Source organism: Mycolicibacter sp. MU0083 (assembly GCF_963378075.1).
Classification (GTDB): Bacteria; Actinomycetota; Actinomycetes; order Mycobacteriales; family Mycobacteriaceae; genus Mycobacterium; species Mycobacterium kokjensenii.
This window is the reverse complement of sequence record NZ_OY726394.1, coordinates 13594-25984: the sequence shown is the minus strand read 5'-3', so window position 1 is coordinate 25984 and position 12391 is coordinate 13594. Positions and strand designations below refer to the sequence as shown.

The 12391-nt window shown below is 70.0% G+C and carries 10 protein-coding genes and 1 tRNA gene; 8 read left to right on the top strand and 3 right to left on the bottom strand.

Annotation, left to right across the window (positions count from 1 at the left end; all coding sequences use genetic code 11):
* The first annotated feature begins 24 nt into the window (after positions 1–24).
* Positions 25–621, top strand: coding sequence for a TetR/AcrR family transcriptional regulator (locus RCP38_RS00125; protein WP_308474678.1), 597 nt, complete (start codon positions 25–27; stop codon positions 619–621).
* Here RCP38_RS00125 and RCP38_RS00120 read toward each other — a convergent pair.
* Positions 587–1510 (bottom strand): alpha/beta hydrolase, encoded by a 924-nt coding sequence (locus RCP38_RS00120; RefSeq protein ID WP_308474676.1) that lies wholly within the window; start codon positions 1508–1510, stop codon positions 587–589. The genes RCP38_RS00125 and RCP38_RS00120 overlap by 35 nt on opposite strands.
* 247 nt (positions 1511–1757) lie before the next feature.
* A tRNA-Leu gene (locus tag RCP38_RS00115) sits at positions 1758–1840 on the bottom strand.
* A gap of 259 nt (positions 1841–2099) precedes the next feature.
* Here RCP38_RS00115 and RCP38_RS00110 point away from each other — a divergent pair.
* From RCP38_RS00110 to pknB, 7 genes are all read left to right on the top strand, one after another.
* Entirely contained in the window at positions 2100–3584 is a 1485-nt protein-coding gene (locus tag RCP38_RS00110; protein ID WP_308474674.1) for an FhaA domain-containing protein, read from the top strand.
* A 135-nt stretch (positions 3585–3719) separates the two neighbouring features.
* Positions 3720–4187 (top strand): FHA domain-containing protein FhaB/FipA, encoded by a 468-nt coding sequence (locus RCP38_RS00105; protein ID WP_308474672.1) that lies wholly within the window; start codon positions 3720–3722, stop codon positions 4185–4187.
* Entirely contained in the window at positions 4184–5680 is a 1497-nt protein-coding gene (locus RCP38_RS00100; protein WP_308474670.1) for a PP2C family protein-serine/threonine phosphatase, read from the top strand. Before RCP38_RS00105 ends, RCP38_RS00100 begins: the two co-directional genes overlap by 4 nt.
* Positions 5677–7086 carry an FtsW/RodA/SpoVE family cell cycle protein gene (locus RCP38_RS00095; protein ID WP_308474668.1) on the top strand — a complete coding sequence of 470 codons (1410 nt, stop codon included), beginning with the start codon at positions 5677–5679 and terminating at the stop codon, positions 7084–7086. Before RCP38_RS00100 ends, RCP38_RS00095 begins: the two co-directional genes overlap by 4 nt.
* Positions 7083–8561, top strand: coding sequence for a D,D-transpeptidase PbpA (gene pbpA / locus RCP38_RS00090; protein WP_308474666.1), 1479 nt, complete (start codon positions 7083–7085; stop codon positions 8559–8561). Before RCP38_RS00095 ends, pbpA begins: the two co-directional genes overlap by 4 nt.
* Positions 8558–9808 (top strand): serine/threonine-protein kinase, encoded by a 1251-nt coding sequence (locus tag RCP38_RS00085; RefSeq protein WP_308474664.1) that lies wholly within the window; start codon positions 8558–8560, stop codon positions 9806–9808. Before pbpA ends, RCP38_RS00085 begins: the two co-directional genes overlap by 4 nt.
* On the top strand, positions 9805–11679 hold the full coding sequence (gene pknB, locus RCP38_RS00080; protein ID WP_308474662.1) for a Stk1 family PASTA domain-containing Ser/Thr kinase: 1875 nt from the start codon (positions 9805–9807) through the stop codon (positions 11677–11679). The genes RCP38_RS00085 and pknB overlap by 4 nt, the downstream gene beginning before the upstream one ends.
* Here the strand turns inward: pknB and RCP38_RS00075 are convergent, their stop codons facing one another.
* Positions 11680–12357, bottom strand: a complete 678-nt coding sequence (locus RCP38_RS00075; protein WP_308474661.1) for an aminodeoxychorismate/anthranilate synthase component II — start codon at positions 12355–12357, stop codon at positions 11680–11682.
* Positions 12358–12391: the final 34 nt, after the last annotated feature.

The window sequence follows — 12391 nt, the reverse complement described above, 5'->3', positions numbered from 1 at the left end:
AACCCGGCCCGGCACAATGGCGTCATGGGTTCCTCGCGACGAGAGCCCCGGCAGGCCCGGTCACGCGAAACCGTCGAGACGCTGCTCGAAGCGGCCGCCCAGGTGTTCTCCCGCGAGGGAATCGCGGCCACCACCAACCGCATCGCCGAGCGCGCGGGTGTTTCGGTCGGCACGCTGTATCAGTACTTCCCCGACAAGCACGCCATGCTGCGCGCGGTGGCCGGCCGGCATCTGCGCTCCGCCGAGGACCGCCTGACCGAGGTGTTCGACCGGCTGCGCAGTGCGGCGCCGCCGTTCGACGACACCGTGGCCGAGGTGCTCGAACTAGTGGTGGAGCTGCACCGGGACCGACCGCAGTTGCATGCGCTGCTGCACCGGGTCGCCGCCGTCGCCGACGACGTCGCGGCGGTGTCGGCTTTCGAGGATCGGATGGTCGCCGAGGTGGCCTACCACCTCAAGCGGTGCCGCCGCGGCGGCGAAGCGCCCGAACTGACCGCCCGGACCATCGTGCACGCCGTCGACGCGCAGGTGCACCGGGTACTGCCCCGACACGGCTACGGCTCGGACGCTGCCGCGCAGCTGAAGGTCATCGTCGATCGGTGTACTCCACCACCGCCGTGACGGTCTCGCGGATGACATCTTCGAGCTGGGTCAGACCGGGCTCCTCGATCGGGTAGTGCCCGCAGTTGTCCAGCAGGACGGTGCGGGTAGGCGCCGAGATCCGTTGCAGGAAACCGATACTGCGCTCCGGCGGGGTCCAGGCATCGGCGGCCGGGTGTACCAGCGTGACCGGTGCGCCCCGATAGTTCTCAGGCGCGGTGTGCCGATAACGCAGCCAACTCGACAAGAAGCCCAGCGGCACCTTGACCCCGCCGCCTTTGGGATCGGCGGCGCACAGCTTCGCCAGCGCGGGGTTGCTGCTCATAGCGGACATGTCGGCGATCCAACGGATCGGGACCCGAACCGATCCCGCGGCGGCGCCGGCCAGGCGCACGGCGAGGGCGAGGGCGCCGCCGTGCACCTTCCACCGCGAGGCCGCCGCCAACGCGGCCGGGTCGGAGAGATCCAGCAGGCAGGTGGCGAGCAGCGCGGCGACGTCGCGGGTCCGGGCCGCGGCCTCGTAGGCCACCCTCCCGCCCATGCTGGCGCCCAGGAGAACGATGGGGCGGTTGTCGCGGCGGCGCTCGGTGGTCACGATGTCGCAGAGCAGATCGATCCAGTCGTCGTAGCGGACCGCGCCCGGCGCCGGTTCTTCGGTGTCTCCGTACAAGGGCATGTCGGGAGCGAGTACCTCCAGGCCTTCGGCGGCTGCCAGTTGTGCCAACGGCCACAGCGCGCCGGAGTACCCACCGCCACCGTGCACCACGATCAGCCGCGCCGACGCCGACGGGTTGCGCGCGCGACCGATATGGATGCGTCGGCCGCGCCACGGCATCCAGGTCGGCTCCATCGGTACCTCGCCGTGGCGGTGTGCGGAGGGCAGGAACGCGGCGTATCGGTCGGTGTCCATACGTCGATCGTCGGGCCCGCCCGCGGATCCGACAACTCGCCTTTCCGGGCGCTGTCTTCGCAGGTCGCAGGCTTGCGCCGGGAGGCTGCTCAGTTTCGTCCCAGCCGCATCGGTGCAGTCAAGCCGGACCCGATCGATCCTCGGACGGCACGTGGACTTCGGCGACCAGCACCGCACAAAGCACAAAGGTCACGAACCCTTTCGAGTTCGTGACCTCATGCGTCGCGGTTCGTAGAACCGCTCTCTGTGGGCGAAGGGGGACTTGAACCCCCACGTCCCGAAGGACACTGGCACCTGAAGCCAGCGCGTCTGCCATTCCGCCACTCGCCCGAGCAACCGGGGGAGCCTATCACGGTTCCCCCGGGGGTTGAAAAATCGGCTCCGGACCTGCGCGGCTTCGCCGCCGAACCGGGCCGCGGCCGCCGTGACCCCTTCGTGACCTGGTCTTATCCGATTCTCCGCCGTCTAAGGGTGCCGTCTCGGCATACCGGGTCGATACCATGTCCAGGGCAGATGCAGTTCGGCGACACGCCGCGGCGACATCCCCGGCACGGGCTATGCAACGGCGACAGAGAAGGCGGGTAAGGGTTTGGACAGCCAGCGTGGGCTGGTTCATCGCATCGAGCGCAAACTCGAGGTCGCTGTGGAGGATGCGATGGCCCGGGTCTTCGGCGGGGAAGTCGTTCCCGAGGAGATCGAGGCCGCCCTGCGGCGCGAAGCCGCCGACGGTGTGCGGGCGTTGGCCGGCAACGAACTTTTGGCACCCAACGATTACGTCATTACCCTCGGTGAGGACGACTACGCCAAGGTAGGCGCCGACCAGGAACTGACGTCGAAGGCCTTCGCCCGGCACCTAGCGGAGTACATCGGCGAACAGGGGTGGCAAACGTATGGTGATGTGGTTGTCCGGTTCCAGCAGTCGCCGAGTCTGCGCACCGGCCAGGTTCGCGCCCGGGGCTCGGTCAATCCCGATGCCCGCCCCCACCAGACGGTCAATGAATCCCGCCCACCACAATCAGTTCATGCGCGTTCCGCAGAATCAGGAGTCCCACCGATGACCGATAACCCGAGCTACCGCGGCACCCACGGGCAGGATCGTCCCGGCGACGACTACTACGACCCGCGCTACGGCCGTCCGGCCGACGACGCTCGCGGCGGTCAGGACCCGCGCGGGCCCTACCCGCCCGAGTCCGGCTACCCCCAGGAACCGCAGGGCGGCTACCCCGACCAGGGCGGTTACGCGCCGCCGCCCCCGCGACCGGAACAGGGTGGTTATCCCGACCAGGGCGGTTACCCGAGCCAGGGTGGCTACCCGGCGCAGGGCGGCTACCCGGGCCAGGGCGGCGGCTACGGGCAGCACTACGAACAGCGTCCCCCCGCCGGTTACGGCCCACCCGCCGGCTACGAGCAGGGCTACCCGCAGCATCAGGCCCCGGCACCGGGCTACCCAGCCGGTGGCGGCCAGCCCGGCTACAGCGAGTACGAGCGCCCGCCGGCCCGCCACGAGGACTACGCCTACCCCGAGCAGGGCGGCTACGACCAGGGCGCGCCGTCGTACGGCCGGCAGGACTACAGCCAGCCCGGGCACGGCTACGGCGACGCACCGGCAGCCCCGGCGGCCCCGGCCGGCTATGACTACGGCCAGCCCGCATCGGGCGGCTACGGCGAGGCCCCGGCGGCCCCGGCCGGTTACGACTACGGCCAGCCCGCGCCCGGCGGCTACGGCGAGGCCCCCGGCGGCTACGGCGACGCCGCGGGTGGCTACGGCCAGCGCGGCTACAGCGCACCCGCATCGGTCACCCTGCACCTCGACGACGGCAGTGGGCGTACCTACCAGTTGCAGGAAGGCGCCAACGTCGTCGGCCGCGGCCAGGACGCCCAGTTCCGGCTCCCGGACACCGGCGTGTCCCGTCGGCACCTGGAGATCCGCTGGGATGGCCGGGTCGCGTTGCTGTCGGACCTGAACTCCACCAACGGCACCACGGTGAACAACGCCCCGGTCCAGGAATGGCAGCTGGCCGACGGTGATGTGATCCGCCTGGGTCACTCCGAGATCATCGTCCGGGTCTACTGACGACGTAGCCCCGCCCGAGTCAGCAAGCCCGGCAGGTTTGCCCTACGGCCCGCCGCGCCCAAGTATCGTGACTTTGCCGATGTGCTCGCCGAGGCGAGCACGCCAGGGGCGGTGCGAGAGCGGAGAGGACGCCGGATGCAGGGACTGGTACTGCAGCTGACGCGAGCCGGTTTTTTGACGTTGCTGTGGCTGTTCATCTGGTCTGTGCTGCGGATACTGCGGACCGACATCTATGCGCCGACCGGCGCGGTCATGGTCCGCCGGGGCCTGTCGATCCGCGGGGTACTGTTGCCGCCCCGCCAGCAGCGGACCACCGCGCGGCACCTGGTGGTGACCGAGGGTCCGCTGACCGGTGCCCGCATCGCGCTGAGCGATCAGCCGGTGCTGATCGGCCGGGCCGACGATTCGACGCTGGTCCTCACCGACGATTACTCCTCCGCTCGCCACGCTCGGCTGTCCCAGCGGGGCACGGAATGGTATGTCGAGGACTTGGGATCGACCAATGGCACCTACCTTGACAGGGTGAAGGTAACTACAGCGGTACGGGTTCCGGTCGGCACGCCGATACGTATCGGCAAGACCGCGATCGAGCTCCGCCGGTGAGCCTCGTCCTGCGGTACGCCGCCCGCAGCGATCGCGGCCTGGTGCGCTCCAACAACGAGGACTCCGTCTACGCCGGGGCTCGGTTGCTGGCGCTGGCCGACGGCATGGGCGGGCACGCGGCCGGTGAAGTCGCCTCGCAGCTGGTGATCGCCGCGCTGGCCCACCTCGACGACGACGAACCCGGCGGCGACCTGCTGGCGAAGCTGGAAAGTGCGGTGCAAGAGGGCAATTCCGCGATCGCCGCCTATGTCGAGGAGCATCCCGAGCTCGACGGCATGGGCACCACCCTGACCACGATCCTGTTCGCCGCCCCCCGGCTGGGCCTGGCCCACATCGGCGACTCCCGCGGCTATCTGCTGCGGGACGGCGAACTCACCCAGATCACCAAGGACGACACCTTCGTCCAGACCCTGGTCGACGAGGGCCGCATCACCGCCGAGGAGGCGCATAGCCACCCCCAGCGGTCCCTGATCATGCGGGCCCTGACCGGCCACGAGGTGGAACCGACGCTGACCATGCGCGAGGCGCAGGCCGGTGACCGCTACCTGTTGTGCTCCGACGGTCTCTCCGACCCGGTGAGCACCGAGACCATCCACGAAGCGCTGCAGATTCCCGACGTCAACGAGTGCGCACTGCGGCTGATCGAGTTGGCGTTGCGCGGCGGCGGCCCCGACAACGTGACCGTCGTGGTGGCCGACGTCGTCGATGTCGACTACGGGCAGACCCAGCCGATCCTGGCCGGCGCGGTCTCCGACGCCGACGACGACCACACCATCGTGCTGAACACCGCCGCCGGGCGGGCGTCGGCGATCGCGCCCCGTAAGACCGTCGCCAAGCGGGTCCTGCCGCGGATCGAAACCACCGACCAGCAGCCCAAGTCCCGGCGGCGCAGGATCCTGATCGGGGTCCTGCTGCTCGCACTGCTGGCCACCGCCCTGTTCGTGGGCCGCGCGGTCATCCGGACCAACTATTACGTCACCGCCGACGGCGACCGGGTCGCGATCATGCGCGGCGTGCAGGGCTCGATCCTCGGATATCCGCTGCAGGAGGCCTTCCTGCTCGGGTGCTTGGACAGCGACGGCGAGCTGGTGCAGATCAGCGTCCACCACTCCGGCGACCCCGGCTGCCGGTTGATGACCTTGCAGGACCTGACTCCGCCGGCCCGCCAGCAGGTCAGCAACGGCCTGCCCGCCGGCACCCTGGACGACGCGATCAACCAACTGCGCAGCCTGGCCCGCAGCTCGCTGCTGCCCCGCTGCCCGCACGGTCCGGCCCGGCTCAAAGACGACGACCCCGACTGGTCGCCCGGCCCCGCGCCGTCGACGTCCGCGTCGCCCACTCCGTCGCGCCAGCCGTCGGCCGGACTCGGGCCCACCGGCCCGCTGCCGGGTCCGCCCCCCACTCAGACCTCGGGCCGGCCCCAACCGCCCGCCCTGAGCGACCTGCCACCCGCCCCGCCGGTACCGGGGACCGACTGCCGGGCGGGATCATGACCACTGAGCCACAGCCACCGGTGGCAGTGACACCGGTGCTGTCGGATCGGCGTAACGCCGAACTACTCCTGCTGTGCTTCGCCACCATGATCATCGCGGTGGCCATGCTGATCGTCGAGGCGGGCCACGAGCAGGGGCTGCGCTGGGATCTGGTCGGTTACGGGGTGGCCTTCCTGGTGGTGTTCACCTTCGCGCATCTGGTCATCCGCCGTTCGGCACGCTACGCCGACCCGCTGCTGCTTCCGGTGGTCGCCCTGCTCAACGGGCTGGGCCTGGTGATGATCCACCGCATCGACCTGGGCGTCGCCGCGGACGGCGCGGACGCCCACCCCGGCGCCGGCGCGCAGATGCTGTGGACCCTGGTCGGCGTCGGCGTCTTCGCCGCGGTGCTGATCACCCTCAAAGACCACCGCCAGCTCTCCGGCAACGGCTACATCTGCGGCCTGGCGGGCCTGATCCTGCTGGTGATCCCCGCGCTGCTGCCCGCGTCGCTGTCCGAGCGGGGCGGCGCCAAGATCTGGATTCGGTTGCCGGGCTTCTCCATTCAGCCCGCCGAGTTCTCCAAGATCCTGCTGCTGATCTTCTTCGCCGCGGTGCTGGTGTCCAAGCGCCGGCTGTTCACCAGCGCGGGCAAACACGTGCTGGGTATGAACCTGCCCCGCCCGCGGGACCTGGCCCCCCTGCTGGTCGCCTGGGTGATCTCGGTCGGGGTGATGGCCTTCGAGAAGGACCTCGGCACGTCGCTGCTGCTGTACACGTCGTTCCTGGTGGTGGTGTACCTGGCCACCCGCCGGTTCAGCTGGATGGTGATCGGCCTGCTGCTGTTCGCGGTCGGCAGCACCGCGGCGTACTTCATGTTCGGCCACGTCCGGGTCCGGGTGCAGACCTGGCTGGACCCGTTCGCCGACCCCGAAGGCGTCGGCTACCAGATGGTGCAGTCCCTGTTCAGCTTCGCCACCGGCGGCATCTTCGGCACCGGCCTGGGCAACGGTCAACCCGGCTATGTCCCCGCGGCGTCGACGGACTTCATCATCGCCGCGTTCGGCGAGGAACTGGGGCTGGTCGGGCTGGCCGGCGTGCTGATCCTCTACACGATTCTCATCGTCCGGGGCATGCGCACCGCGATCGCCGTGCGCGACAGCTTCGGCAAGCTGCTGGCGGCCGGGCTGGCCGCCACCCTGGGCATTCAACTGTTCATCGTGGTCGGCGGCGTCACCAAGCTGATTCCGCTGACCGGGCTCACCACCCCCTGGCTGTCCTACGGGGGTTCGTCGTTGCTGGCCAACTATGTGCTGCTGGCGATCGTGCTGCGCGTCTCGCACGCTGCGCGCCGACCGCTGAGCACCGAGCCCCTGCACCCGACCCCGATCGGTGACACCGGCACGGCGGTGATCGAGCGCGTATGAACACCTCGTTGCGTCGCGTCACCATGACGCTGATGGCGCTGATCGTGCTGTTGTTGGGCAACGCCACGTTGACCCAGGTCTTCGCCGCCGACGGACTGCGCGCCGACCCGCGCAACCAGCGCGTGCTACTCGACGAGTACTCCCGCCAGCGCGGCCAGATCACCGCCGCGGGCCAACTGTTGGCCGACTCGATCGCCACCGACGACCGGATCAAGTATCAGCGCATCTACCGCGATCCCTACGTCTATGCACCGGTGACCGGGTTCTATTCGCTGCGTTACTCCAGCAGTGGGCTTGAGCGGGCCGAGGACAGCGTGCTCAACGGATCCGATCCGCGGCTGTTCGGCCTGCGGCTGGCCGACTTCTTCACCGGCCGCAGCCCGCGGGGCGGGACCGTGGAGACCACCCTGCGGCCGCGGGTGCAGCAGGCCGCCTGGGACGCGATGCAGCGGGGCTGCACCGGCGGGTGCCGGGGCGCGGTGGTGGCGCTGGAGCCCGCCACCGGCAAAGTGCTGACGATGGTGTCCGCACCGTCGTACGACCCCAACGAGTTGTCTTCGCACGATTCGGCCCAGCAGGGGCAGGCCTGGCAGCGGCTGCGCGACGATCCCGCCTCGCCGCTGACCAACCGTGCCATCAGCGAGACCTACCCGCCGGGGTCGACGTTCAAGGTGATCACCACCGCCGCGGCGCTGCAGGCCGGGGTCGGCGAGAACGAGCCACTGACCAACGCCGCCCGTATCGGCCTGCCCGACAGCACCGTGACCTTGGAGAACTTCGCGGGCCGCACCTGCGACGGTGGCGAACCGACCGTTTCGCTGCGGACCGCGTTCGCCCGCTCCTGCAACACCGCCTTCGTTCAATTGGGTATCCGCACCGGCGCGAAGGCGCTGCGCACCACCGCCCAGGGATTCGGCTTCGACCTCACTCCCGAACCGATCCCCCTGCAGGTCGCCGAATCCACCATCGGCCGGATCCCCGATAACGCCGCACTCGGGATGACCAGCATCGGGCAGAAGGATGTCGCGGTCACCCCGCTGAAGAACGCCGTGGTCGCCGCGACCATCGCGAACGGGGGCGTCACCATGCAGCCCTACCTGGTCGACGGACTCGAGGGCCCCGACCTTGCCGGAATCGCGACCACCCAACCCCACGAACTACGCCGTGCGGTGTCCCCGCAGGTCGCGGCTAAGCTAACTGAACTAATGATCGACGCCGAAAGAATGACCCAGCAGGAGGGGGCCATCCCGGGCGTACAGATCGCGTCGAAGACCGGTACCGCCGAACACGGTTCCGATCCGCGGAACACACCGCCGCACGCGTGGTACATCGCATTCGCCCCGGCCAACGCCCCGAAGGTGGCCGTCGCCGTCGTGGTGGAGGACGGTGGGGACCGCCTGGCCGCCACCGGTGGTGCGGTGGCCGCGCCGATCGGGCGTGCCGTCATCCAAGCCGCACTTCAGGGGCGCTCATGAGTCCGCAGGTAGGCGCAGCGCTGGCCGGGCGGTACCGGTTGCAGCGGCTCATCGCCACCGGTGGCATGGGTCAGGTCTGGGAAGCCGTCGACAATCGGCTGGGCCGCCGGGTGGCGGTCAAGGTCCTCAAACCGGAGTTCTCCTCCGATCCCGAGTTCATCGAACGGTTCCGCGCCGAAGCCCGCAACACCGCCATGCTCAATCATCCGGGCATCGCCAGCGTGCACGACTACGGCGAGAGCGACCTGGACGGCGAGGGCCGCACCGCATTCCTGGTAATGGAACTGGTCAACGGGGAGCCGCTCAACTCGGTGCTCAAACGCACCGGGCGGCTGTCGCTGCGGCACGCCCTGGACATGCTCGAGCAGACCGGCCGGGCGCTGCAGGTCGCGCACAGCAGCGGGCTGGTGCACCGCGACGTCAAACCGGGCAACATCATGATCACGCCCACCGGTCAGGTGAAGATCACCGACTTCGGTATCGCCAAGGCCGTCGACGCCGCCCCGGTCACCCAGACCGGCATGGTGATGGGTACCGCGCAGTACATCGCCCCCGAGCAGGCGCTGGGACAGGACGCCACGGCGGCCAGTGACGTCTACTCGCTGGGTGTGGTCGGCTACGAGGTGCTGTCGGGGCGGCGGCCGTTCATCGGCGACGGCGCACTGACCGTGGCAATGAAGCACATCAAGGAGCCGCCGCCGCCGTTGCCGGCCGAGCTGCCGCCCAACGTGCGCGAACTCATCGAGATCACCCTGGCCAAGAACCCCAACATGCGGTACCGCAGCGGTGGCCCGTTCGCCGACGCCGTCGCCGCGGTGCGGTCGGGGCGCCGGCCCACCAGGCCCAGCCAATCGCTGCCCGCCGGGCGTGCCGCCCCGTCGGCGATCCCGTCCGGCACCACCACCCGGGTGGCGCAGCCGGTGGCGCCGGTGTCGGCCCGGGCCACCGCCGCCCGACGGGCCCGCCCGGCCACCGGCAACCACCGCACCCCGGCGCCGCGACGCGCCTTCACCGCCGGTCAGCGGGCCCTGCTGTGGGCGGCCGGGGTGCTGGGCACGCTGGCGATCATCATCGCGGTGCTGATCATCGTCGGGAGCAACTCCGAGGGCCCCCGAACGGTCATCGACACCGGGCCGCCGCCGAGCAGCGCCACGTCGGGTTCCGAGGCGCCCGCGTCCGAGCCGCCCGCATCCGAACCGGCCGCCCACGGCTCCGGCTGGTCCCACCAGCACAGGGCGGCCCAATGACCACCCCGCAGCGGCTCTCCGACCGCTACGAACTCGGCGAGATCCTCGGCTTCGGCGGGATGTCGGAGGTACACCGCGCGGTCGACACCCGCCTGCACCGTGAGGTCGCCGTCAAGGTGCTGCGCGCCGACCTGGCCCGCGACCCCAGCTTCTATCTGCGTTTCCGGCGGGAGGCCCAGAACGCCGCGGCCCTGAACCATCCGGCGATCGTCGCCGTCTACGACACCGGCGAAGCCGAGACGCCGGCCGGGCCGCTGCCCTACATCGTGATGGAACTGGTCGAGGGCGAGACGCTGCGCGACATCGTCCACAACGACGGGCCGATGCCGCCGATCCGGGCCATCGAGGTGATCGCCGACGCCTGCCAGGCGCTGAATTTCAGTCACCAGCACGGCATCATCCACCGCGACGTCAAGCCCGCCAACATCATGATCGACGTGCGTAACGCGGTGAAGGTGATGGACTTCGGCATCGCGCGTGCCGTCGCGGACGCCGGAAACAGTGTCACGCAGACCGCGGCCGTGATCGGCACCGCCCAGTATCTGTCGCCCGAACAGGCCCGCGGCGACACCGTCGACGCCCGCTCGGACGTGTACTCGCTGGGCTGCGTCCTCTACGAAATCCTCACCGGCGACCCGCCTTTCGTCGGTGACTCACCGGTCGCGGTGGCCTATCAGCACGTCCGCGAAGACCCGATTCCGCCGTCCCAGCGGCTGCCGGGACTGCCCGCCGACCTGGACGCGGTGGTGCTGAAGGCCCTGGCGAAGAACCCGGACAACCGCTACCAGACGGCCGCCGAGATGCGGGCCGACCTGGTGCGGGTGCACAACGGCGAGACCCCCGAGGCGCCCCGGGTGCTGACCGAGGCCGACCGCGCCTCGCTGTTGGCGCACCGGGGTGGGGACGGCGCCTCCCCGCACACCGACCCGCTGCCCCGCCAGGATCTCGACTTCGTCCACGATCGGCCCGGTTCGGTGGGCCGCTGGCTGACCGCGGCGATCGTGCTGGCGGTGCTGACCGTGATCGTCACGGTGATGATCAACACCTTCGGCGGCCGGCCGCACCCGATCCAGGTGCCCGATGTCAGCGGTCAGGCCTCGGTGGACGCGATCGCCGAACTGCAGAACAAGGGCTTCAAAACCCGCACCGAACAACGGTCGGACTCCCGGGTGCCGCCCGACCACGTGATCGGCACCGACCCGCCCGCCGGGGCACCCGCCAACAAGGGCGACAAGATCACCGTCGACGTGTCCTACGGACCCGAGCAGCGTCAGCTGCCGGATGTGGCGACATTGAGCTACGCGGACGCGGTCAAGAAGCTGACCGCCGCCGGATTCGGGAAGTTCAAGCAGGTCGACTCGCCGTCGACGCCGGAGCTCAAGGACAAGGTGGTGGGCACCAACCCGCCGGCCAACCAGACCACGGCGGTCACCAACGAGATCATCATCGTGATCGGCTCCGGTCCGGCCACCAAGCCGGTACCCGACGTCACCGGCCAGACTCTGGAGCTGGCGCAGAAGAACCTGACCGTCTACGGCTTCACCAAGATCACCGAGGTGACCGCGGACAGCCCGCGGCCGGCCGGTGAGGTGATCGCCACCAGTCCGCCCAGTGGTGAGGATGTTCCGCTGGATGCGGTGATCGAACTACGGGTGTCGCGGGGCAATCAGTTCGTGATGCCCGATGTGACCGGGTTGTTCTGGACCGATGTCGAACCGCAGCTGCGGGCACTGGGCTGGACCGGGATCCTGGTGAAGGGCGCCGACGTCGACGCCGGCGGGGCGGGCCACAACCGGGTGCTCTACCAGAGCCCGGCGGCCGGCCAGGGGGTCAACACCGACGGCAACATCACGCTGCGCTTCGGCCAGTGATCAGCTCGCGGTAGGGCTCGGGGTTTCGGCGCGGGCGGTCTGCACGGTGGCGGCGATCTCGTCCTCCAGCCGCCGCACCACCGCGTCGTCGCACGGGTAGCCGCAGTAACCGAGCCAGTTGGCGAGCATCCGGTGGCCGCCCTCGGTCAGGATCGACTCCGGGTGGAACTGCACCCCGTGGATGGGCAGGTCGGTGTGCCGCACCGCCATGATCACCCCGCCGCGGGTCCGCGCGGTGACCTCCAGGGTGTCGGGCAGCGTCTCGGGCAGGATCGTCAACGAGTGGTAGCGGGTGGCGGTGAACGGGTCCGGCAGGCCCGTCAGCACGCCGGCGTCGGTGTGAAAGACCGTGCTGGTCTTGCCGTGCAGGAGTTCCGGCGCGCGGCCGACCGTCGCACCGAAGGCGACACCGATCGCCTGGTGGCCCAGGCACACGCCCAACAACGGGATCCGCGCCGCCGCGCACGCCCCGACCAGCGCGATCGACGCGCCGGCCCGTTCCGGGGTGCCCGGCCCCGGACTGAGCAGCACCCCGTCGAATGCGGCGACGGCCGCGGCCGGGTCCGCCAGACGTGCGTCGTCGTTGCGCCAGACGGCAGCCTCCACACCCAACTGGCCCAGGTACTGGACCAGGTTGAACACAAAGCTGTCGTAATTGTCGACGACGAGGATCCGCACGCCCATCAGGCTACCGCCGCACGTCGGGAACCCC

What these genes read in the sequence shown, in the direction of transcription:
- RCP38_RS00125 (WP_308474678.1), top strand. Translation starts at nt 25, where the DNA reads ATGGGTTCCTCGCGACGAGAGCCCCGGCAGGCCCGGTCACGCGAAACC.
- RCP38_RS00120 (WP_308474676.1), bottom strand. Translation starts at nt 1,510, where the DNA reads ATGGACACCGACCGATACGCCGCGTTCCTGCCCTCCGCACACCGCCAC.
- RCP38_RS00105 (WP_308474672.1), top strand. Translation starts at nt 3,720, where the DNA reads ATGCAGGGACTGGTACTGCAGCTGACGCGAGCCGGTTTTTTGACGTTG.
- RCP38_RS00095 (WP_308474668.1), top strand. Translation starts at nt 5,677, where the DNA reads ATGACCACTGAGCCACAGCCACCGGTGGCAGTGACACCGGTGCTGTCG.
- pbpA (WP_308474666.1), top strand. Translation starts at nt 7,083, where the DNA reads ATGAACACCTCGTTGCGTCGCGTCACCATGACGCTGATGGCGCTGATC.
- RCP38_RS00085 (WP_308474664.1), top strand. Translation starts at nt 8,558, where the DNA reads ATGAGTCCGCAGGTAGGCGCAGCGCTGGCCGGGCGGTACCGGTTGCAG.
- pknB (WP_308474662.1), top strand. Translation starts at nt 9,805, where the DNA reads ATGACCACCCCGCAGCGGCTCTCCGACCGCTACGAACTCGGCGAGATC.